A 21,647-nucleotide genomic window follows, 5' to 3' on the forward strand; every position below is an offset into this window, starting at 1 on the left:
TGACGCAACATCCGGATCCGGCCATGACCACCACCCACATCCTCGGCTTTCCCCGCATCGGCGCCCGCCGTGAACTCAAGCGCGCGCTGGAGGACCACTGGCGCGGCGCGCTCGACGCCGACGGCCTGCAGGCCGTGGGGCGCGAACTGCGCGCCCGTCACTGGGAACTGCAGCGGGCCGCCGGGCTGGACTACGTGAGCGTCGGCGACTTCGCCTGGTACGACCACCTGCACACCGTCACCGCACTGTGCTCTGCGGCGCCGGCGCGCTTCGGTCTGGGCGAACGGGTGGATCTCGCCGGCTACTTCGCCATGGCCCGCGGCACCCCCGCGCAGCCGGCCCTGGCCATGAAGAAGTGGTTCGATACCAACTACCACTATCTGGTACCCGAGCTGGGCCCGGACAGCCGCTTCGCGCTGAACCGCGAGTGGCTGTTTCCCGAGGTCGATGAAGCGCTGGCCACCGGCCACCCGGTCAAGGTGGTGCTGCCCGGCCCGCTGACCTGGCTGTGGCTGGCCAGCGCCCCTGCCGGCTTCAACAAGCTGGACCTGCTGTCCCCACTCCTCAACGTCTACTACGCTGTCGCCGAAGCGCTGAAGGCGCGCGGCGTGGCCTGGCTGCAGCTCGATGAGCCGATCCTGTCGCTGGACCTGCCGCCCGAGTGGGTCGCCGCCCTGCCGGTGGTGTACGGCGAACTGGCGCCCGCCGCACCGCCGATCCTGCTGGCCACCTACTTCGGCGATGTCGCCGCCCATGCCGAGGTGCTGGCGGCGCTGCCGATCGCCGGCCTGCATCTCGATCTGGTGCGCGCGCCCGACCAGCTCGACACCTTCCTCGAACACGGGCCGGCGGACCGGGTGCTGTCCCTGGGTGTGGTCGACGGCCGCAACCTGTGGCGCACCGATCTCACCCGCGCCCTAGCGCGGCTGCACCCGCTGAAGGCCCGCCTGGGGGACCGACTGTGGCTGTCCGCCTCCTGCTCGCTGCTGCATGTGCCCCACGATCTCGACCAGGAGGACCAGCTCGATCCGCGCATCAAGGCGTGGATGGCCTTTGCCAACCAGAAGCTGACCGAGCTGAACACCCTCAAGCGCGCACTGGATGAAGGCGAGGCGGCGGTGTGGCCGGCGCTGTACGCCGCGGCCCGGGCGATCGAGGACCGTCGCTCGGCGCCCAGTACGCAGGTGGCTGCCGTACGCAACCGCGTCGCCGCGCTGACCGACGCGGATACCCGCCGTCAGTCTCCCTTCCCCACCCGCATCGCCGCCCAGCAGGCGCGGTTGAAGCTGCCGCCGCTGCCCACCACCACCATCGGCTCCTTTCCCCAGACGGCCGAGATCCGGGCAACACGCGCCGCCTTCAAGGCCGGGCGCATCGGTGAGGCCGAATACATCACCGCCATGCAGGCGGAGATCCGCGAGGTGGTCGACCGGCAGGAAGCGCTGGGGCTGGACGTGCTGGTGCACGGCGAACCCGAGCGCAACGACATGGTCGAGTACTTCGGCGAGCAGCTCGACGGCTATGCCTTCACCCGCTTCGGCTGGGTGCAGAGCTACGGCTCGCGCTGCGTCAAGCCGCCGGTGATCCACGGCGACGTCTCCCGGCCGAAGCCGATGACGGTGGCGTGGTCACAGTACGCGCAGCGCCTCACCGACAAGCCGATGAAGGGCATGCTCAGCGGTCCGCTGACGATGCTGTTCTGGAGTTTCGTGCGCGACGACCTGCCGCGGCACGAGGTGGCGCTGCAACTGGCTCTGGCCCTGCGCGACGAGGTGGTGGACCTGGAAGCCGCCGGCATCCGCGTCATCCAGATCGACGAACCGACCCTGCGCGAAGGCTTGCCGCTGAAGCAGGCCGACTGGCCGGCCTACCTCGACTGGGCCGTGCGCGCCTTCCGCATCACTGCCGCCGGCGTGCGCGACGACACCCAGATCCACACCCACATGTGCTACTCCGAGTTCAACGACATCCTGCCCGCCATCGCGGCGCTGGACGCCGATGTCATCACCATCGAAACCTCGCGCGGCAAGATGAAACTGCTGGAGGGCTTCGCCGATTTCCGTTACCCCAACGACATCGGCCCGGGCCTCTACGATATCCACTCGCCGCGCGTGCCCTCGGGCGAGGAGATGCAGGCACTGCTGGACCGCGCGCTGGCGGTCATCCCCGCCGAACGGCTGTGGGTGAACCCCGACTGCGGCCTCAAAACCCGCGGCTGGCCGGAAACCGAAGCGGCGCTGCGGGCGATGGTGGCGGCCGCTCATGCCGCAAGAGCCGACCGCTTCGAACATCCGGCGGCCGTCAGTCCCCGTCGCGAAGACCGGACAGCCCCGGTGGGCTGGCGTCGTGATTGCGGCTGAAGCCCAGCACCAGGCCCCAGCCGCCGACGGCGAGTCCGCCGAGCCACAGCAGCCATGCCGGCCAGGCGCCGGCCACTGCCAGCGCCGCTCCCGGCAGCAAGGCCAGCAGCGTCAGGCCCCGGCGCTCGGCCACGCCGGCCCGACCCGACCGGCCGAGACTGCGGCGGCGCTTGGGGTCACGCCAGCCCAGCCAGGCCAGTGCCAGCAGGCTGAAGGCCAGCGCGAGGCCGGCCAGCGCCTCAGTGTTCATGGGCCACCCCCGCCTGCGCGTCGGCGACCACCGCCGCCGGTGGCGGCGGCCGGCGGCGCGCCGCCCAAAGGCAGAGCAGGCCGCCCAGCGTGAGGGCGAGATCCAGCGCCAACAGGTCAAGCAATCCGCCGGTCATCGCCCGCTCCCAGCCCGGCCCACCCGACAGCAGGCGCAGCAGCGGCAAGCCCAGCAGCGCCAGCCCGTTGAGGGCCAGCAGCACCCGTCGCGCCCGGGCCGCCGGCCATCGCCAGGCCGGCCAGGCCGCCAGCGCTGCGGCGGAAAAAAAGGCGGTGAACATGGCGGTCTCCACCTCACCTCCGACCTGACGCGCCGGGAAGTAGCCCCAGGCCGCGGCGACCAACGCCAGCGGCAAGCCGTAGCCGACCCACAAGGTGGCCCGCGCCAGTGGCGCCCATCCGGGCTGGTCCTGTCGGCGCTGAGTCCACAGCCGCAGGCCGGTGAAGCTGACGTAGGCGCCGGCGAAGCCGAGCGCGAACCACAGCACCTTGGAGAACACCCCGGCAAAGTTGCCGAAATGCAGCGGTGTCATCAGCTCGAACAGCGTGCTGCCCATCGACGGCGCCTGGCCGAGGACCGGCTTGGTCCGCAGGAAGTCGCCGGTTGCCCCCCGATACAGGTAGGTCGGCCCGGTGAGGGCCCCCGGCCGGTAGTCGGCGAAAATCGTCACCTGCGCATCGGCCCGCCCCCAGTGCGCCACCTGCACGAAGGCCGGTGCGGCGCCGCTGCGCTCACGCGCATCAGCGATCATGGCATCGAGATCGGCCATGGCCGCCGGCCGCGGATCGTCGCCGGGCGGTTCGCCGATCACGGTTTCGATCAGGCGCTCCTGGTCGCCCTCGAAGGCAATCATCGCCATCGCCGGAATGCCGAAGGCACTGCCGAAACTGAAATAGCTGCCGGTGAAGGCCAGCAGGAAGGCGAACGGCAGATTCCAGGTCCCGGCAATGACATGCGCATCCCGCGCGGTCAGCAAGGCATCGCCACGCCGGCGCAGGGTGAACAGCTCGCGGATCAGATGACGGTGCAGCACGAAACCGGTGACCGCCGCCACCAGCATCGCCAGCCCCAGCACACCGGTCAGCAGCAGCCCCCAGGGGTGCGGCAGGTGCAGGCGCACATGCAGGTCCACCATGAACTGCGCCAGCGCGTTGTCACGGTCGCCTTCGAACAGCGTGGCCACCGACCCTTCGCGCAACGCCAGACGCTGGCGGCGCAGGGGGTCGAAGTGGGCCAGCACGCCCACTTCCTCGGGATGTCCGTCGGCGTCTTCTTCATGGGTGTGGAAGAACGCCGCCAACCGGCCTCCGGCAGACGGGAACAGGGTCAACTCATCGGCGTACCGCGGATCAATATCACTGGCCAGCGTCCGCACCAGGGCGTCGGTGCCCGGCACGAACGGATCGCCCACCGCCTGCGGCAGCGGGCTGGACCAATCGCCGATCTCGTCCGAGAACACCGAGGCGACACCGGTGACGATCACGGCGTACAGCAGCAACCCGAGCCCCACCGCACTGCCACCATGGATCGCCAACAGCGTTTTGGTACGCGCCTGTGAAAGTTTGAACATGCGCGGTCCTCAGGGCATCAGATGGACGGTGATCATCACGGCATGCACCAGCCCCAGGCCGAGCACGATGGCGTAGGCGCGGCCAAGGCGACGATCCAAGCTGGCGTAGAAGAACAGCACTGCCCAGATGGCGGGAAACAACACGATGGGCAGCACGATATTGTCGATCTGCGCCGGCCCCGTCGGCACCCACAGGGCGCCGCCCGCCATCACCAGTCCGGCCACCGCGAACACCACGGGTCCGGCCAGCAGCCAGCGCGGCCAACGACTGCCGACGGTCACGACCCTGCTCCGTATTGCCACTCCAGCAGCACGCCGGCGCTGCGGGGTTCGCCATAACGCGAGGCGATGCGGCTGCCGGACACCAGCGCGCCCTGCCGATTGAGATCATCGGTGAGGTTGCGGCCATACACGGCGACACTGAACCCCGACGGCAGCCGGTAGCCGAGGCGCGCATTGACGAGGGTGCGGGCGGGCGCTTCCGACTGCGGATCATTGTCCGGGTCACTGAACAGCGCGCCGATGTGGTTGACACTGAGCTGACCGCTGAACCGACGCCATTCACGCAGGGTCAGGCCGGCACCGACGGTGTACTCCGGCGCGTAGGGGAAGCGGTTGTCGGCGTAGTCCTCGCCGTCATTGACGAATTCATCGAACTCGGTACGCAGCAGCCCGGCACTCAGGAAGACATCAACTGGCGCATCGAAGGCCCACAGCGCCTCGGTTTCCAGCCCGAACAGATGCGAGCGGCCGGCGTTCTCGGTGACGGTTTCGAAACCGGAGGTCTCGCCGATGGTGACCTGCTGGTCCCGCCAGTCGGTGTAGAACAGGTTGGCATTGAGCCGAAGTTGACGGTCCTGCCAGCGGCCGCGGTAGGCCAGTTCAACGGTACGGGTGTACTCCGGCCGGTAGGGGCTGACGTTGCCGCCGAAGAACGACACGCTGGTGCCGCCCGATCGGTAGCCTTCCTGATAGGTCAGCGCCAGCGTGGTGTCGTCGCTGGGCAGCCAGCTGATCCCGAGCTTGGGCAGCAGGTCGGTATTGTTCTCGGCACCGTCGGCGACGTAGTCCGGCGGTACGAACTGCGGCAACAGCACCGCCAGCAGATCGCTGGTGACCTCCGGCAACGGCATGCCGACGGGCAGGGTGATCGGCAGGCCGGGGATGCTGCCGGTGACGGTCAGCCCCAGCTCCGAGGCATCGTGGCGCTGCGAGCGCTCGTCATTGAACCGAACCCCCGCCGTCAGGCGCCAATGGGGGGCGACGTCCCAATCGGCCTCGGCAAACAGCGCCTGCGTGCGCACCTCGCTCCACGAATCGATGGTGCCGTTCAGCAACACCAGGCCGCCGGCGGTGGCGACATCGCGGCCGAGGGTCCCGGTGGTCTTGTCGCTGTCGGCGTAGTAGGCGCCCACCACGGTCCGCAGCCTTGGCCCCTCGTAGTGAACCCGCACTTCCTGGCTGATGATCCGCTCGCCCAGCGTGTTGTCGGAGGATCCGCCATCGTCAGCCGAACGATCGAAATCGATGGTGTACAGATTCTCGATCTGCACCCAGCCGCTCACCGCCTCGGCGCGCCAGCCGCCGCCCAGCGGCAACGTCTGCTGCAGGCTGTGCAGGGTGGTGATGTCATTCTCGTTGCCGCGCACGTTGGAGGTTTCGGTACGCTCGCCGCCGGAACTGTCGTGCAGCGGATCGCCAAATTCGTTGTCGGCGCGGGCAAACCCGTAGCGGGCGCGGTAGCCCGGCACGGCGGCCGGCGCCCACAGCAGACTGCCGCGGACACTGCGGGTGTCCTCGCGGCCGGCGTCATCCTCATTGCGGGTGGTATTGACGATGTCGCCGTTGTCGTACCGGTCCTGCGCACTGATGCGGAAGCGCAGGGTCTCGCCCAGCGGCCCGCCGCCGGCCAGCGCGTAGTCGTGGCCATCGCGGCTCATCACGCCAGCGCGCAGGCGGGCATCCCAGTAGGGCGTGGGGTCGCGCGACTGCAACACCACCGAGCCGGCCAGACTGTTGCGACCCTGGTTGGTGGACTGCGCCCCCCGCAGCACCTCGACCTGCTCCAGGTCCCAGGCACTGAGCGGCCCGGCGAAACGCGCCGCCTGCGGCGGCAGGGCAACCCCGTCGAGATAGACGCTGATGGTCTCGCCTTCGCCGCCGATGCCGGTGAGCGGAATGCCGCGGATGGCGATCTCGCGGTCGCCACCGGCCGCCACCACATTGCCGAACTGGGTGACCACACTGCGCATGTCCGCCTCGCTGCCGGCGGCCAGGTCCTCGCGGGTCACGACACCGACACTGCTGGCGGTCTCGTTGAGGCTACGGCCCAGCTTCTCGCCGTAGACCACCAGGGTGTCGATGGCGGTCGCCGCGTCGTCGGGTGCGCCCTCGTCGACCAGCGGTGCCACCGGGATCGTGTCGTCGTAGGGGGCGGGCGTCGGCTCGGGCTGCGCCGCCAGCGGTAGGCTCCAGGCACAGGCCACCAGCCACCACACTTCGCGCTGCCATTGCCGCTTCGCCATTCCCGCCCCCGATGATCCGGCCGCACCTGCGGCCGTGTGTCAGATCGGGCCGGACCAACTCCCGCCCCAGAAGCGCAAATGTTAACGATTCGCAACTACGGTCGGCAAGCGGTCAGGTCCTCTTCGACAGCGATTTCAACGGCATCCGCCACATCAGCACCGCCACCGCGGCCCATGGCCAGCGCGGCAGCCGGTATCGGTGTCGGTGTCGGTGTCGACCACGACGGCGCGGCGCAACACTGACGAACGCCCGCGTGTAGCCTGCGGGGGTGCCTGCCCGGACCCCCCACCCTTTGCCCTTCTTGCTGCTACCTGCCCTGCTCGCCACCCTGTTGCTGGCCGCGCCCGCCTGGGCCCAGCGTGCCGGGGACGTCCTGATCGAAGCGGGTTGGCTGCACAGCGTCCCGAACGTGGACAACGGCGCCCCTCGCAACACCCTGCGGCCGAATCCGCTGTTCCCGCTGCTGGGCGTGGCGTCGGCCTTCAGCAGCGAGGGCGTCCGCATTGACGCGGATACCGTGAACACCTTCGGGCTCGTCGGCCAGTACTTCCTCACCGACGACTGGGCAGCAAAGCTGGTGCTCGGCTACCCGCCGAAAGCGGCCATCGACGGCAGCGGCATCGTGCAGGCCACCGGCCCGCTCGGGAACCTGCTACGCATTGACCTCAGCGAACCCCGCTTCAACCCCATGGGCAGCGCCCGCCAATGGGTGCCGGTGTTGCTGCTCAGTTACCACTTTGGCCCGGCAGACGCGGTCTGGCGCCCTTACCTGAGTGCGGGCTTCACCTACGCCTTCTTCACCGAGTCCGAACTCAACGACACCCTTGAGGCGGAAACCAATGCGCGATTCGGGGTGCCGCTGGCACTCGCCGCCGGCATTCCCGGGCCGACGCGACTTGTGTCGAAGGTCGAGTCCACGCTGGCACCGGCCGTTGGCGTCGGTGTGCGATGGCATCTGACTGAGACGTGGAGCCTGTCCGCCGGCCTCGACTTCATTGCGCTGGAAACCGATGCCGTGGTCCGGCTGTTGGCGTCGGATGGCACCGAGCTGGGCCGCAGTCGCACGCGGCTGCGCTTTCATCCGGTGAACGTCACGCTGCTTGTGGGGTATCGGTTCTGAGATGGCATCGCGCCGTGCTCGCTTGGTTGTGGCCTATCGGAAGAAAGCGGGATCACGCAGTCTGCCCCACTACCGTTCGCTGACCCAACCCAAGCCGACCAGGCACTACCTGAGGACATGCGCCGCAAGGTGGAACCCCGTAACCGGGTTCGTCAATACCCACTGCTGCGCGTCCCCCTCGATGTCCATCACCATCATTCCGTAGAGAATCTGGTCATGCAGAGGGCACGCACTTTCCACCGTGGGCCGTATGGTAATCCCCCCATTTTTAACGGCATTCAGAAGTGGAGCTACGCAGCGGCAGCAAGCCGCTGCATGGGGGTAATGCCACCAAGTGCCATATTTGGCCTTTCGTGATTGTACGACCAGAGCCAGTCGGTGGCGGATTGCTGCACCTGCTCGATGCTGTGAAACAGGTGTTGACTCAGCCAGTCGTAGCGTACGGTTCGGTTGTAGCGCTCGACATAGGCATTTTGCTGCGGCTTTCCCGGCTGGATGTATTCGATGCGGATGCCTTTCTCCCTGGCCCAGGTCATGAGCGCGCCACTGATCAGTTCCGGGCCGTTGTCGCACCTCAGGACCCGCGGTGTGCCGCGCCATTCGATGATCTGCTCCAGGCTGCGGATAACCCGTGTCGATGGCAGCGATAGATCCACTTCGATCCCGAGCCCTTCCCGGTTGTAGTCATCCAGCACGTTGAACAACCGAAAGCTGCGGCCGTCACTGAGCTGGTCGTGCATGAAGTCCATCGACCAGACCTCGTTACATGCCAGCGGTACTGTCAGGGGCCGCGGCAGCTGTCGCAGCAGCCGCTTCTTCGGTTTGATGCGGAGATTGAGCTCCAGTTCGCGATATATCCGGTAGACGCGCTTGTGGTTCCACCCGAACCCCTTGACGTTGCGCAGGTACAGGAAGCACAGCCCAAAGCCCCAGTTGCGGTAGGTACTGGTGAGCCGCACCAGCCAATCGGCAATGCGCACGTTTTCAGGCTCGGCTTTGGCCTGGTACCGGTAGCAGGTCTCGCTGACCTGAAAGGTCACACAGGCCTGCCGGATGCTGATCGCCTTGGAAGTTACCGCCCATCGGGCCATCTCTCGGCGCTGAGATGGCCTCACCATTTTTTTGACAGCGCTTCCTTCAGCAGCTCCGCGCTCATCTGGGACTCGGCGTACATCTTCTTCAGCCGCCGGTTCTCGTCCTCCAGCTCCTTCATCCGGGTGAGCTGCGAGACGTCCAAGCCGCCGAACTTCGACCGCCACTTGTAGAACGTCGCCGAGCTGATGCCGTGCTCCCGGCACAGCTCAGGCACGGGCGCGCCACCTTCTGCCTGCTTCAACACCGCCATGATCTGGCTGTCGGTAAATCGTGATTTCCGCATGGGAACCTCCTCGACTCAGGTTACGAGAAAATTCCACTCCCGGCTGCCGCTATCCTGTGGGGGGATTACCAATGGATCAGCCATAGCGGGGCTGAGGTAGTGCTCATAAGTTTCTGCCGGGCTCGGCGCGTCGTTAGTCATTTACTTGCTCCTTGGTCCGTTAGTCGCCCAACCCGATCTGCGCAGACCAAACACAAATTCGTAGAGGGGAAAGCGTGCGAGATACCCTCGGTCTATCGTTTTCTCATACCTTGGCCCACGTGGTGCCGGGCAGCGGTCTGCGGCTCTAGCGCTAAGAGGAAGCTCACCATGCCAAAGCGGTGGTACAACGGCACAGCTCTATCGCCTGGCAATGGCTTGAAGACGAAGTCATGCCAACCGTTATCAACTCTGGCCGGCGCTGGCGTCCTTGCCAACTACCAATCTGGCGCTAGCAGGAATTCCTGATGTGCCTTAGCTAGTTTCAAGGTGTCGCTTTATTTAGGTTGATCTGCGAAGCCGGAGGGCATTGAACACCACTGACGCCGAACTCAAGCTCATAGCCAATGCGGCAAACATCGGCGAAAGAAGAAGGCCCGCAAACGGGTACAAGACGCCTGCTGCAAGCGGTACACCCAGCGCGTTGTAAACAAATGCGAAGCCGAGGTTCTGCTTCATATTGCGGACGGTCTTCTCCGACAGGAAGCGAGCCGTGGAAATACCGCGCAGGTCCCCCCTAACCAATGTGACTTGCGCGCTGTTCATGGCCACATCAGTTCCGGTCCCCATGGCAATGCCGACATTGGCCTTGGCCAGAGCCGGCGCATCATTGATGCCGTCGCCCGCCATCGCAACGATCCGTCCTTCGGATTGAAGCTTATTTACCAAATCGAGCTTGTCGCTAGGGGTCACTTCACCAATAATCTCGTCGATGCCCAACCGTTCAGCAACAGCCCTCGCTGTAGAGACGCCATCTCCAGTGGCCATGATGATGCGGATCCCCGCTGCCTTCAGGGCGTCCACGGCCTCAGGGGTGGTTTCTTTGATGGGGTCAGAAACCGCCAACAAGCCAGCGAGTTTGCCGTCCACTGCCAGATACATAACGCTCGCACCCCTGGTTCGGAAACTTTCGGCAGTATCGCTCAGCTCGGCCACGTCGACGTTCTCCTGCTCCATGACCGCGGTGTTACCCAGCGCGAGCGGTTTGCCATCCACCCGACCGCTCACGCCGATACCGCTGCCGGATTCAAATTCTTCCACCGGGCTTAGATTCAGCCCGCGCTCGCGAGCGGCGCTGACGATGGCATCGGCGAGGGGGTGTTCGCTACCTTGATCCAAGCTGGCTGCAATTCGTAGGACTTCATCGGCGTCCATGTTGCCAGCGGAAACGGCTTGATCGAAGACTGGACGGCCTTCAGTCAAGGTGCCCGTCTTATCAACGATGAGCGTATCGACTTTCCGCAAATTCTCTATTGCTGCGGCGTCGCGGAACAGCACGCCCTGGGTGGCTCCCCGGCCCGTTACCACCATTACAGACATCGGCGTAGCGAGCCCCAGCGCACAAGGGCAGGCGATGATCAATACAGCCACTGCGTTAATCAGTCCATAGACCCAACTTGGCTGCGGGCCGAAAACTCCCCAGACAAAGAATGTCGTGATTGCGATCACGACCACAGCCATCACGAAGTAGCCGGCCACGAGGTCAGCCATCCGCTGCATTGGCGCCCGAGAGCGCTGGGCTTGTGCAACAAGTTGGACAATTTGCGACAGTACCGTGGCTGAACCTACTTTTTCTGCTCGTATCACTAACGCGCCGGACGTATTCATGGTCCCGCCAATAACTTTGTCACCGGGGCGTTTGCTGACTGGAATAGGTTCTCCGGTAAGCATGGATTCATCGAGTGAGCTGTTGCCTTCTTCGACGACCCCATCAACGGGTACTTTTTCCCCGGGTCGCACTCGCAGGCGATCACCTTCGTGAACATGCGTCAGCGGTACATCCTCTTCAGTTCCGTCTGCATTGATACGACGGGCAGTTTTGGGTGCTAAACCCAGCAATGACCTGATAGCAGCGGAGGTCTGCGATCGGGCGCGGAGTTCGAGAACCTGGCCAAAAAGGGTTAGTGAGATGATGACCACCGCAGCTTCGAAGTAAACGCCAACGCGCCCCATCGACTGGAAGGTTTCGGGGAAAATACCCGGAGCCACCGTTGCGATCGTGCTGTAGATGAATGCCGCTCCCGTACCCAAACCAATGAGCGTCCACATGTTGGGACTGCGGTTGATAACAGACTGCCAGCCGCGTACGAAAAATGGCTGCCCTGCCCATAGCACCACCGGTAATGACAGTACGAGCTCAATCCATGTCTGCATGTCCATGTTGAACCAGCCAAGCTGAGGACCGAACATCGCCAACACGGTGACCACGATGGTGAAAGGCAGCGTCCACCAAAATCGTCGAGAAAAATCTTTTAGTTCTGGATTGTCGTCATCGAGGCTGGGCATGAGCGGCTCAAGTGCCATGCCGCACTTCGGACAGCTTCCGGGGTGGTCCTGTTGAATTTCAGGATGCATCGGGCAAGTGTAGATTGTGCCAGGCTCTACTTGTCCGACAGGTTCTTCTTTATTTCGCGGTGCAGTGAATTTCTCAGGCTCGCTTCCGAACGTGTGCATACACTTTGCACTACAAAAATAAAAAGACTTTTCTTCATGTGCAACGTGATAGGGAGACTCTTCTGTTACATTCATCCCGCACACAGGATCGGTAAGCTGCGACCCGAAGTCCTGTTTTTTTACGGCCTGATTATGGGACCGTTCATTGTTCTCCGCCATGACTATAAGACCTCTTCAGGAATAAGCGATACTTCGCGACTTAATGTGCGAGCACGAACCCATCCGCGCGTCGCGATGAATACAATATTTTTCGGGTTACCCATCGTTTAGCCTAGCTTTGGTCGCAAACAAAGGGTTTCAAAAAGTATGCGGTAGCGTGATGACAAAGCGCGTAAGGCTGTCATCCGACTCCGCATGGACTCTACCCTTGTGCGCCTCGACGATAGTCTTGACAATCACCAGGCCCAACCCCGCGCCTTCACCTTTGCTCTGACGTGAAGGATCAACGCGGTAGAAGCGATCGAAGACTCGAGATAATGCTTGTCGCGGAATCTTTGGTCCGGGGTTTTCGACACTGATCGTGGTAGCTCCCACATCTTGATGCAGTCGAACAGCAATGCTTGCGCCGCGCGGCGTGTAACGGATCGCATTGGAAAGGAGATTGCTGAGTGCGCGGCGAAGCATTTCTCGATCGGCCTGTATCGGTGCTGCGCGCCCCTTGAGCTGCAACGAGACACCCCGATCTTCCACCCATGCCTCGAAATACTCGAACAATCCCTGGGTCGCTTCGGTGAGATCCACGGTCTCCAGATAGAGATCGTCCGGGGCGTTCTCGGTCTGTGCCAGAAACAGCATGTCGTTGATCATCCGATTCAGGCGCCCGAATTCCTCTAGGTTCGAGTAAAGAATTTCCCGGTACTCATCAGCGGAACGGGTCTGACCCACCGCCACTTCCGTCTGAGTGGTCAGGTTGGTGACTGGCGTGCGCAGTTCATGGGCGATGTCGGCGGAGACATTGGCGAGCTGGGCGTATCCCTCCTCGATGCGCCCGAGCATAGCGTTGAACGAGGCGATGGTCTCTTCCAGTTCGATCGGTACTTCCTTCGGGTCCAATCGCATGTACAACTTGGAAGAGGTGATCGCTCGAATCTTTTCGTTGGCCCTGCGAATCGGTTTGTGCCCCCAGCGAACCGCACTCCAGGCCACCAGAATCACGATGCACATGACGACGCAGACCGTCCACCACTGGATGCGTTTAAAACTGCTGATGAATGTGAGATGGACACCGATATCCATCGCAACGGCTATCGTGTACTTTTCACTCAGGGTGTCATCGCCGCCGATCTGTAAAACAGCGCCGCGATAGTGCGTCCCGTTTTCTTCCCATATTGACATTTCCTGCTCACTTGCGAGATCGACAGGACGCTCATTCGCGGCAAAGCGCGCCAGATCGGGACCACCTCTGGGAGCATAGAGTGCTTCTCCAGCAGCATTGGCTACATAGTAGTAGACGCCATGGTGCCCACGGACTGCACGCTGCAAGGCCTGCGCATCGCTATTGTCATGCACCTCACCTAGCGCTCGGATCACCGAACTGGCTATCACCCTCAGCTCTTCTTCATCCATCTCGGCGAAGTGCTGATCCAATGATTTGACACTGATCCAGTTAAATATCAGAAATACCAGCAGCATCGCCAGGCCGACCAACCAGGTTATCCGCAGCGCGAGTGAGGCTGGACGGCGGGCGATAGCAGGCTTATTCGTCATCCGGAACATCCAGCGTATAGCCCATGCCCCTGACGGTATGAATGAGCTTGGGCTCGAAGTCATCATCGATCTTCGCCCGCAGCCGACGAATCGCAACATCGATCACATTGGTGTCGCTGTCGAAGTTCATGTCCCAGACCTGGGACGCGATCAGCGAGCGCGGCAACACTTCACCCTGGCGACGCGCCAACAACTCAAGCAGCGCGAACTCCTTGTTGGTCAGATTGATACGCCGTCCGCCGCGGATCGCGCGCCGCCGAGCCAGGTCCAGTTCTAGATCCACGATCTGCATGCGGTCGTGGTGGATAGGCATGGCGCCGCGACGCAGCAAAGTGCGCACACGGGCAAGCAGCTCGGCAAAAACGAACGGCTTAATCAGGTAATCATCGGCACCCAGCTCCAGCCCCTGCACGCGATCATCCACATTGCCACGTGCGGTCAGGAACAACACCGGAACCTGGTTGCCGGCCGCTCTGATTGATTGCAGAATGCGCCAGCCGTCTATATCAGGAAGCATGACATCAAGCATGATCAGGTCGTAGGCTTCGGTCATGGCCATGTGGTGACCATCGAGCCCGTTGCGCGCCAAGTCAACTACAAACCCTGCTTCCGTAAGGCCCTGACGAACATAGTCCGCCGTCTTGTTCTCGTCTTCGACAACCAGCAGTTTCATCGTTGTGTTACTCATGCGATGCCCGGGCCTTCCAGGGGAATCGGGTCAGGTGGCTTCAACCAGCAGCTTATCTAGCTGGACCTGCCAGAATGATGACGCGGAGATTACAAAAATGTAATCGCAATGTCATCAGAATGACAGCGACAGCTCCTCAGGATGACCATTGAAGCTGGAGAAAGGGATTCGAGATGGAGCACACTTCACACACGACTGACGATGGTCACGGGAAGAGAACACATCGACCCTACCTGATGTTCTGGATCAACATGGGCCTCGCCCTGATTGCCATGTATATCGTCATGTTTACGATGATCGATGGCATCCACGACTTCCGGAACAATCTCAACATGTTCTATATGGCGGTGACGATGTGGGCGCCTATGGGAATTTTCATGCTCGCAACGATGCCGCACATGTTTTCCAAGGGAGGTCTTAACGTCGCGCTCTATGTACTTTTTGCCGTTTTAACGGTTGGATCGTTTACCGCGACGCGTGCGCAAATACTCATCAATGATCGCCAGTTCATCGATTCGATGATTCCGCATCACTCCGGCGCGATCCTGATGTGCCGCGAAGCCGATCTCAATGACGCCGAGCTTGTGGACCTTTGCACTGAAATCATTAGAGCGCAGCGATCCGAAATCGATCAGATGGAGCGAATTAGAACGCGCCTAGATGGCGGATCGTCACGCTCGCCGCAGTAGGGTTCAGTCAATTCGTCTGCAGATACCGCATTCATTGACGAACATTCTCGAAACTCGTACTTCCGATGACAGACATCTTGCTTCAATCAAGCACCAGAGAAACCTAGGCAGTAGGGTTGCAATCGCTGATGCTGGTTAAAGATGACAGCTGTCGAAAAACTTCGTGAGCGTATCGTTATTCTGATTACATCCATCCCATGCGCAGCGGCATCCATATGGCCATTGCAATCATAATGAGATTCTCCGTAAGGGAGACGAAGCCTAGCGGCACATTGCTGTTGCCTCCAACGCAGGCGCATTTGAGCTTGCGCTTGTCGATGTAGACCGCCTTAATTACCGAGACGGCACCTACTGTACCGATGAACAGAGCCAGGGGCGATGCGACCCACATCAGAGCTCCGGCTAGCATCAAAACTCCCGCCAGCGTCTCGCCAAAGGCATAGAAATACGCATAGGGTACATAGTGGCGCGCCAGAAGATCGTAGTTGAGGAACATAGTCGAGAAACTTTCCACGTCCTGGAGTTTCTGCACACCGAGCAAGCACATGGCGACGGCAATTGACGCTTCGACGGCATGGATGCTGAACAAGGTTCCGGCGGCGAACCAGCTCACTGCAAACCCCATCAAGAGCGCAACGCTGAATAGCGCAATAATCGGCTGGTAGGTCGTCTCGTCCTTGCCGCGCAGCCGTTTGCCGAAGTGTTTGCGTGTATCGTCATAGCCGCCGATCCGCTCGCCTCCGATGAAAACTTGCGGTGTGGTCTTGACATCATGCTCTTGCATGAAACGATCGGCTTCCTCTCGCGTCGACAATGGATGGTCTTCGACCGAGAAACCCCGTCGTTCCAAGAACGACTTCGTCTTCAAACCATACGGACATAAGTGATCGCTCGTTGCCAGGCGATAGAGCGATGCCGTCGTACCACCGCTTCGGCCCGGGACAGCCTGCTTTGTCATGGTAAACCTCCTCTTAGAACCAGAGCCGCCGGCCGATGTGCTCGGCCCACAGCCCACGGTACCCAGGTCGGGTTGTAGACGACCATCAGCGGTAGCGCGCCTTCAGCCGGAACATCGGCGGCCGCCGGAGCCGTCCTCGACATGAGGGGTGCTGACGACCAACATAATCGAGGCCTTACGTTTCAGGAGCGACATAGCGGTGGGCTCTCCTAGAACCAGATGCGCACGCCCGCGACAACGCGCGTGTCCTCGATGTCGCGGGACTGTTCGCGCCGGTAGTCGGCGGTGCCACCGTATGCGCGCTCCCACACCACGCCGATGTAGGGCGCGAACTGACGATGGAACTCGTAGCGTAGACGGAAGCCAGCCTCCAGCGTGCTCAGGCCGCTACCGATGCCGCGCTTCCGATCGTCTTGTCCCCATACTTCGGCCTCGACCAGCCACGTCCCGATCAGGCGGTTGGTGAACAGCGTTTCGTACTCGGCCTCAAGCCCAAGACCGGTCTGACCCGATTGGCCGAAATAGGCGGTCGCCTCGACTTCGAACATGTACGGCGCCAGACCCATCACACCGACGGCAGCGAAGGTCTGCGACGGCCCTTCCCCAAAGTCGTGGCGAACACCGGCGACCAGGTCCCACCACCGTGCGATTGCGCGGCCATAAAGCACTTCGACATCGGCCGACTCGACGCTGCCGTCGATTGATTCGCCCTCGCTGCGCACCCATACGCGGTCCAGGTCGGTGCCAATCCAGCCGCTGCCTTCCCAGCCGATGGCGCTGCCTTCGTCCGCGTCCCAGGTTTCGAGCCTGTTGAGCAACGCGAACCAGTGCACGCCGTCGTCGTGAACGGTGTGTCCAGCGACATCGGGGAATGCTGCCTCGCGATCGGAATCGGTCACCGCCGGAATCGGTTCGCGCGGCGCGGCGTTCGCCGGCAGGTCTTGTCCTTGCATGCCGGCATGTTCTTCGGTCGTCATGCCTTCCATGTCGTGGCCCATAGCGGAGTGGTCCATCTCCTCCATGGATTCCGCGGGCGGCATACCGTGCCCCATCGCGGAATGGTCCATTTCCTGTGTGAAGACTGGCGCGGATACACCGCCCAGCGCGAGCGCGATCGCAACGCCGAGTAAACGCGTGCGTGTGATGGCAGGTATCGATTTCATGAGTTTCATTCCTCCACCCGCACTTCGCGGAACATGCCGGCTTCCATGTGGTACAGAAGGTGGCAGTGGTAAGCCCAACGACCGAGCGCGTCGGCGCGCACGCGATAGCTGCGCTTGCTGCCCGGCGGCATGTCGATGGTGTGCTTGCGCACCTGGAAGTTGCCGTCTTCGTCCTCAAGGTCGCTCCACATGCCGTGCAGGTGGATCGGGTGGGACATCATGGTGTCGTTGACTAACACGATCCGCATGCGCTCGCCGTAGTTCAGCCGCAGCGGCTGCGCGTCGGAGAACTTCATGCCGTCGAACGACCAGGCGAAGCGTTCCATGTGGCCGGTAAGGTGCAGTTCGATTTCCCGGCCGGGCTCGCGGCCATCCGGGTCGCTGAAAGTACTGCGCAGGTCGGCATAGGTCAGCACCCTACGGCCGTTGTCGCGCAGGCCGATGCCGGGGTCATCGAGCCTGGGCGTCGGGGTCATCGTCTGCATGTCGACCAGAGGATTGCCTTCCTCGCTGGCGGGGTGTTGCTGCATGCCCGCCGCACCATGGTCCATACTCGCCATCGGGCCGGGCTGCATCGACGAGGTGCCGTGCTGGCTATGGTCCATGCCGGCGTGCTGCATCCCGGCCATTGCGCCGCCTGACATCGCGCCCATGTCATGGCCCGTGCCGCCACCCATCATCATGCCATGGCCCATATCGTCCATGGTCAGAATCGGCTTGGGGTCCACCGACGGCACCGGAGCGCGCAGGCCTTCGCGCACGGCCAGGGTACCGCTGACGTAACCGGTACGGCCTAAGTCTTGCGCGAAAATTGTGAACGCATCCTGGCCGCTGGGCTCGACGATCACGTCGAAGGTCTCCGCGGTGGCGATACGGAATTCATCCACGCTAACCGGATGCACGTACTGGCCGTCGGCCGCGACCACAGTCATCTTCAGGCCGGGAATGCGCACGTCGAAGTGGGTCATCGCAGAGCCGTTGACGAAGCGCAACCGCACTTTCTCGCCGGACCGGAACAGGCCGGTCCAGTTGCCCAGCGAGGTCGTACCGTTCATCAGGAAGGTGTACGTATTGCCGTTGACGTCCGACAGGTCGGTTGGTGTCATCCGCATCTCGCCGCTCCACATCTTGCGGTTTTGAAGCGTAGCCGATAGTCCATGCTGCTGTACGTCGTCAAAGAAGTCCCCGACTGTCTGCTTGGCGAAATTGTCGAAATCGGACATCTTCTTGAGGCGGGAAAATAAATACGTGGGGTCAAGATCAGTCCAGTCCGACAGAAACACCACATAATCCCGGTCGTAAGAAAACGGTTCGGGCTCAATGGGATCGATGATCAGCGACCCGTACATGCCACCCTGTTCCTGGAAGCCGGAATGGCTGTGATACCAGTAAGTGCCGCCCTGACGGATGTCGAATTCGTACAGGTAGCTTTCTCCGCGATTGATGCCGTCGAAGCTCAGGCCAGGCACACCGTCCATATTCGCCGGCAGCAGGATGCCATGCCAATGAATCGACGTGGAGTCGCCATGAATCGATCCACGCGGCAGGTCATTACGGACCCGAAGCTGCACTCGTGTACCTTCCTTCCAGCGCAGGATCGGTCCGGGCACGGAGCCGTTGATGGTGATGGCCGGGCGCACCTGGCCCGTGTAGTTGACCAGAGTTTCGCCGATGCTCAGGTCGAACTGCGTGCCGGCCATTACCTCCACTTGCCCAGGCGAGCGCAGCGCCCAGCTCTGTTTGGGCCATAACCCCAAGCCAAGCATTGCGCCGCCAGCTGCCAGCCCGTGAACAAACTGCCTCCGTGATAGTGCGATTTTTTCTTCGGCTTCTGAACCGAAAGGTCTGGATGACATGAATGATCTCCTATGATCGGTATGGATTGACCTAAGTGGCAGGGCACGCACATCTCTGCGACCCATGCCATGAGGCGTCTGCTGCATTCGAAGTCGCCACGGCGGAAGGATTCGATTCGGAACATGCGGATGTTCCCGACCCGCAGCGGCTTCAATTCCCAGGGCCATTCTGGAGCAGGCGTCACATAGCGCACCGCCATAGAACCAAGTCTGTGGAACTCATGCCATTCAACTTAGATGACAGTCACTGTCGCAGGGATGACTCATTCATTACATTCCTGTCATCTGATAGTCATTTCAGATGGCCCGCACAGATGACAAGTGAATGACATAAATGTAACGCAGGGGTCATCTGTCTGACAGCGCCTGCTCTCTAGCATCGGTATGAAGAAGACGCATGGTGCATTTCGGGCCTCGAATTACGCCCGACTGCCATGAATCCCTTATACCGACAGTTGAGAGTCACGGAGTCGAGCATGATGAATGTCGCTATCAAATACCGCATCTGGTTGGCGGGTCTGTTTCTATCTCCCATGCTCGGTATTAGTGTGGCGGCTGCATCTGAGTTGAGCGCGGAAGTCTGGAAAGACCCCAACTGTGGTTGCTGCAAGGAGTGGATTCAGCATCTTGAAGAAGTGGACATACAGGTGCGTACTTCCAATACCGGCAACACCGACATACGTGAAAGGCTCGGCATTGCCAGGCAGTTTGGTTCCTGCCATACCGCCAGAATCGGTGGCTACGCTATCGAAGGCCATGTACCGGTTGCCGACATCAAGCGTCTCCTGAAAGAAAAGCCCGAGGCGATCGGCCTGGCCGTGCCCGGAATGCCGATCGGTTCACCTGGCATGGACGGCCCGCTCTATGGCGACCGCAAAGACCCCTACGACGTCTTGCTGATCCATGTCGATGGCAGCGCCAGCGTCTATCAAGCCTATCGCTGATCGATGCGATGAAACGGCCAATGTCCCCGGTGACCTTCGGGATCAAGAGGAGAACACAGTCATGAACACAGTAGATCTCGACGTCCAGGGTATGAGCTGCGGCTCATGTATCGCGAAAGTCACCGATGCGCTGAAAGCGCTGCCGGGAGTCGATGCCGTGGAAGTGCATTTGACCACCGGCCGCGTTCAAGTTCGAGGCAACTTCGATCAAGGCAACGATCCGCTGCTGTCGACGTTGCAACAGGCCGGGTATCCCGCGCGTCTGGCAAGCGGCGACACCCTGTCCAGCCAATCAACAGGAGGCGGCGGCCGAAGTTGCTGCAGCCGAAATTCTTAAACATATGAAGAGGTGTAATGCACATGAACCGTACTACCCAATTTCGCTCTCTGATTGTTGGTGCCTGTCTTGCGACCGGCTTGCTGATCACATCGGTCGCTCAGGCCCATATCTCCCTCGTCAAATCCACACCGACGGCCGATGCTGTTGTCACGACACCGCAGCAGATCGATCTCGTCTTCAGTGAACAGCTTGTACTTCGCGCCTCGCGCTTGGAGCTGAGCGTCATAAAGGACGGCGGGTTCGCAGAGAAAATCGAGCACATCGACGTTGATCTCATCAACGACGGCAAGACGCTACGCGCTACGTTGCATAGTCCCCTCGGCGTAGGCGTTTACCAGGTGCAATGGCGCGCCGTCGGTGATGACAACCATCCGATGACTGGCGAATACAGCTTCACCATCAAATGAGCGGGCGCCAACATCATGTCCAGTCTTCCCGACTACACGCTTCGGTTCATGCAGTACCTGGACTTGATGCTGCTGTTCGGATTACCGCTATTCGCGTGGTACGGTCCGGCTGCCTCAACGATCAGCGGCGATAAGCACCCCCCCCTGCCCAGATGGGCCTTGACCCAGGGGCTCCTGATCTGTGGGGTGCTCGGCTTAGCGCTGGTGGGCATTGAGATTGCGCGCAGCACGGCTGGCATCATGGGGGTCGCGGTTTCCGATCTAGCACGGGACGACTTGGCCTGGTATCTGTTCGACATCCCCGCTGGGCGCGCCGGGCTGACGCGAGCATTCCTGCTGGTTCTGCTGCTTGCTGTACTGGGCTGGCAGTCGCAGCGCGCCGAGCGCCCATTCCCCATTCGGCGAGTGATCTTGCTGGCCGGCGTGGCGCTGGTCAGCCTGGCGTGGAACGGACACGCTGCCAGTGGCGAGGGTGTAAGTGGTACGGTGCGGCTGGTGGCTGGTATGGCGCACCTGCTCGCTGCCGGCGGCTGGATCGGGGCCATCTTCGCATTGCTGATTCTGTTCGTTCGACACGGCAAGCCCGCCGCGGGTGAGGGCTTGCGCATGCTGTGGCGGGCACTGCACACCTTTTCGCGCCCAGGCGCCGTCTTTGTCGGTGTCCTGGTGGTGACCGGCATCTTTCACTACGGGGGCCTGGTCGGCTGGTCCATCGCACCGCTGTTACACAGCCGGCACGGCAACCTGATGCTGCTCAAGCTGACGCTATTCGCTGCGATGCTGGGCCTCGCCGCTCTGCATCGCTGGTGGTTGGTGCCCCGGCTCGAACGTGACATCCATACCGGCGTCCCTTCGCACTCTGCACAGCACCTGCGACTGAGTGTGACCATCGAGGCGGCGATCGCGCTCCTGATTCTGGTAAGCGTAGCGGTACTCGGCACCCTCAGCCCTCATGGCTGACAACAGATGGACCAGAACCTTCGTGCGGCTGTTCAGCATGCTATGGATCATGAAGACCGGA

At 62.0% G+C, this 21,647-nt stretch carries 18 protein-coding genes; 7 read left to right on the forward strand and 11 right to left on the reverse strand.

The window, feature by feature from the left end; all coding sequences use genetic code 11:
• Positions 1-23: 23 nt before the first annotated feature.
• Positions 24-2,360, forward strand: coding sequence for a 5-methyltetrahydropteroyltriglutamate--homocysteine S-methyltransferase (metE, locus tag JN531_RS04030; RefSeq protein ID WP_228347570.1), 2,337 nt, complete (start codon positions 24-26; stop codon positions 2,358-2,360).
• On the opposite strand, the gene JN531_RS04035 is transcribed toward metE, so the two are convergent.
• From JN531_RS04035 to JN531_RS04050, 4 genes are read right to left on the reverse strand one after another with little or no spacing between them, the layout of a single operon-like run.
• Positions 2,302-2,610, reverse strand: a complete 309-nt coding sequence (locus JN531_RS04035; protein ID WP_228347571.1) for a hypothetical protein — start codon at positions 2,608-2,610, stop codon at positions 2,302-2,304. The genes metE and JN531_RS04035 overlap by 59 nt on opposite strands.
• Entirely contained in the window at positions 2,600-4,198 is a 1,599-nt protein-coding gene (locus JN531_RS04040; protein WP_228347572.1) for a PepSY-associated TM helix domain-containing protein, read from the reverse strand. Before JN531_RS04040 ends, JN531_RS04035 begins: the two co-directional genes overlap by 11 nt.
• Before the next feature lie 9 nt (positions 4,199-4,207).
• On the reverse strand, positions 4,208-4,480 hold the full coding sequence (locus JN531_RS04045; protein WP_228347573.1) for a hypothetical protein: 273 nt from the start codon (positions 4,478-4,480) through the stop codon (positions 4,208-4,210).
• The gene (locus JN531_RS04050) at positions 4,477-6,723 is read right to left on the reverse strand and encodes a TonB-dependent receptor (RefSeq protein WP_228347574.1); all 2,247 of its coding nucleotides are present in this window, start codon (positions 6,721-6,723) and stop codon (positions 4,477-4,479) included. The genes JN531_RS04045 and JN531_RS04050 overlap by 4 nt, the downstream gene beginning before the upstream one ends.
• A gap of 293 nt (positions 6,724-7,016) precedes the next feature.
• Here JN531_RS04050 and JN531_RS04055 point away from each other — a divergent pair, with 293 nt between their 5' ends.
• Positions 7,017-7,844 carry an OmpW/AlkL family protein gene (locus tag JN531_RS04055; RefSeq protein ID WP_228347575.1) on the forward strand — a complete coding sequence of 276 codons (828 nt, stop codon included), beginning with the start codon at positions 7,017-7,019 and terminating at the stop codon, positions 7,842-7,844.
• Positions 7,845-8,134: 290 nt separating this feature from the next.
• On the opposite strand, the gene JN531_RS04060 is transcribed toward JN531_RS04055, so the two are convergent.
• The 4 genes from JN531_RS04060 to JN531_RS04075 form a co-directional block, all read right to left on the reverse strand.
• A protein-coding gene (locus JN531_RS04060) for an IS3 family transposase (protein WP_228347576.1) occupies positions 8,135-9,222 on the reverse strand; the annotation gives its coding sequence in 2 pieces (ribosomal slippage) (positions 8,135-8,970 and positions 8,970-9,222; 1,089 coding nt in all).
• Between the two features lie 480 nt (positions 9,223-9,702).
• Positions 9,703-12,033, reverse strand: coding sequence for a heavy metal translocating P-type ATPase (locus tag JN531_RS04065; RefSeq protein WP_228347577.1), 2,331 nt, complete (start codon positions 12,031-12,033; stop codon positions 9,703-9,705).
• Between the two features lie 138 nt (positions 12,034-12,171).
• Positions 12,172-13,581, reverse strand: a complete 1,410-nt coding sequence (locus JN531_RS04070; RefSeq protein ID WP_228347578.1) for a Cu(+)/Ag(+) sensor histidine kinase — start codon at positions 13,579-13,581, stop codon at positions 12,172-12,174.
• The gene (locus JN531_RS04075) at positions 13,571-14,254 is read right to left on the reverse strand and encodes a heavy metal response regulator transcription factor (protein WP_228347579.1); all 684 of its coding nucleotides are present in this window, start codon (positions 14,252-14,254) and stop codon (positions 13,571-13,573) included. Before JN531_RS04075 ends, JN531_RS04070 begins: the two co-directional genes overlap by 11 nt.
• 188 nt (positions 14,255-14,442) lie before the next feature.
• On the opposite strand from JN531_RS04075, the gene JN531_RS04080 reads away from it, so the two are divergent.
• Entirely contained in the window at positions 14,443-14,958 is a 516-nt protein-coding gene (locus JN531_RS04080; RefSeq protein ID WP_366522399.1) for a DUF305 domain-containing protein, read from the forward strand.
• Positions 14,959-15,142: 184 nt separating this feature from the next.
• Here JN531_RS04080 and JN531_RS04085 read toward each other — a convergent pair whose 3' ends face one another.
• The 3 genes from JN531_RS04085 to JN531_RS04095 form a co-directional block, all read right to left on the reverse strand.
• Positions 15,143-15,916, reverse strand: a complete 774-nt coding sequence (locus JN531_RS04085) for a glutaredoxin family protein (RefSeq protein WP_228347581.1) — start codon at positions 15,914-15,916, stop codon at positions 15,143-15,145.
• A 209-nt stretch (positions 15,917-16,125) separates the two neighbouring features.
• The gene (locus JN531_RS04090; protein ID WP_228347582.1) at positions 16,126-17,088 is read right to left on the reverse strand and encodes a copper resistance protein B; all 963 of its coding nucleotides are present in this window, start codon (positions 17,086-17,088) and stop codon (positions 16,126-16,128) included.
• Positions 17,085-18,935, reverse strand: a complete 1,851-nt coding sequence (locus JN531_RS04095) for a copper resistance system multicopper oxidase (RefSeq protein ID WP_228347583.1) — start codon at positions 18,933-18,935, stop codon at positions 17,085-17,087. The genes JN531_RS04090 and JN531_RS04095 overlap by 4 nt, the downstream gene beginning before the upstream one ends.
• A 476-nt stretch (positions 18,936-19,411) precedes the next feature.
• On the opposite strand from JN531_RS04095, the gene JN531_RS04100 reads away from it, so the two are divergent.
• From JN531_RS04100 to copD, 4 genes are all read left to right on the forward strand, one after another.
• Entirely contained in the window at positions 19,412-19,879 is a 468-nt protein-coding gene (locus tag JN531_RS04100; RefSeq protein WP_228347584.1) for a DUF411 domain-containing protein, read from the forward strand.
• A gap of 61 nt (positions 19,880-19,940) precedes the next feature.
• Positions 19,941-20,216: a heavy-metal-associated domain-containing protein gene (locus JN531_RS04105; RefSeq protein ID WP_228347585.1), complete on the forward strand. Its 276-nt coding sequence runs from the start codon at positions 19,941-19,943 to the stop codon at positions 20,214-20,216.
• A gap of 23 nt (positions 20,217-20,239) precedes the next feature.
• Positions 20,240-20,626 (forward strand): copper homeostasis periplasmic binding protein CopC, encoded by a 387-nt coding sequence (gene copC, locus JN531_RS04110; protein WP_228347586.1) that lies wholly within the window; start codon positions 20,240-20,242, stop codon positions 20,624-20,626.
• Positions 20,627-20,641: 15 nt separating this feature from the next.
• Positions 20,642-21,586 (forward strand): copper homeostasis membrane protein CopD, encoded by a 945-nt coding sequence (copD, locus tag JN531_RS04115; protein WP_228347587.1) that lies wholly within the window; start codon positions 20,642-20,644, stop codon positions 21,584-21,586.
• Positions 21,587-21,647: the final 61 nt, after the last annotated feature.

The sequence above is a fragment of the Flagellatimonas centrodinii genome (genome assembly GCF_016918765.2).
GTDB lineage: Bacteria > Pseudomonadota > Gammaproteobacteria > Nevskiales > Nevskiaceae > Polycyclovorans > Polycyclovorans centrodinii.

Excerpts from the sequence above, each read along its gene's own strand:
- metE (WP_228347570.1), top strand. The coding sequence starts at position 24 with ATGACCACCACCCACATCCTCGGCTTTCCCCGCATCGGCGCCCGCCGT.
- JN531_RS04035 (WP_228347571.1), bottom strand. The coding sequence starts at position 2,610 with ATGAACACTGAGGCGCTGGCCGGCCTCGCGCTGGCCTTCAGCCTGCTG.
- JN531_RS04040 (WP_228347572.1), bottom strand. The coding sequence starts at position 4,198 with ATGTTCAAACTTTCACAGGCGCGTACCAAAACGCTGTTGGCGATCCAT.
- JN531_RS04050 (WP_228347574.1), bottom strand. The coding sequence starts at position 6,723 with ATGGCGAAGCGGCAATGGCAGCGCGAAGTGTGGTGGCTGGTGGCCTGT.
- JN531_RS04065 (WP_228347577.1), bottom strand. The coding sequence starts at position 12,033 with ATGGCGGAGAACAATGAACGGTCCCATAATCAGGCCGTAAAAAAACAG.
- JN531_RS04070 (WP_228347578.1), bottom strand. The coding sequence starts at position 13,581 with ATGACGAATAAGCCTGCTATCGCCCGCCGTCCAGCCTCACTCGCGCTG.
- JN531_RS04075 (WP_228347579.1), bottom strand. The coding sequence starts at position 14,254 with ATGAAACTGCTGGTTGTCGAAGACGAGAACAAGACGGCGGACTATGTT.
- JN531_RS04080 (WP_366522399.1), top strand. The coding sequence starts at position 14,443 with ATGGAGCACACTTCACACACGACTGACGATGGTCACGGGAAGAGAACA.
- JN531_RS04085 (WP_228347581.1), bottom strand. The coding sequence starts at position 15,916 with ATGACAAAGCAGGCTGTCCCGGGCCGAAGCGGTGGTACGACGGCATCG.
- JN531_RS04090 (WP_228347582.1), bottom strand. The coding sequence starts at position 17,088 with ATGAAACTCATGAAATCGATACCTGCCATCACACGCACGCGTTTACTC.
- JN531_RS04095 (WP_228347583.1), bottom strand. The coding sequence starts at position 18,935 with ATGTCATCCAGACCTTTCGGTTCAGAAGCCGAAGAAAAAATCGCACTA.
- JN531_RS04100 (WP_228347584.1), top strand. The coding sequence starts at position 19,412 with ATGATGAATGTCGCTATCAAATACCGCATCTGGTTGGCGGGTCTGTTT.
- JN531_RS04105 (WP_228347585.1), top strand. The coding sequence starts at position 19,941 with ATGAACACAGTAGATCTCGACGTCCAGGGTATGAGCTGCGGCTCATGT.
- copC (WP_228347586.1), top strand. The coding sequence starts at position 20,240 with ATGAACCGTACTACCCAATTTCGCTCTCTGATTGTTGGTGCCTGTCTT.
- copD (WP_228347587.1), top strand. The coding sequence starts at position 20,642 with ATGTCCAGTCTTCCCGACTACACGCTTCGGTTCATGCAGTACCTGGAC.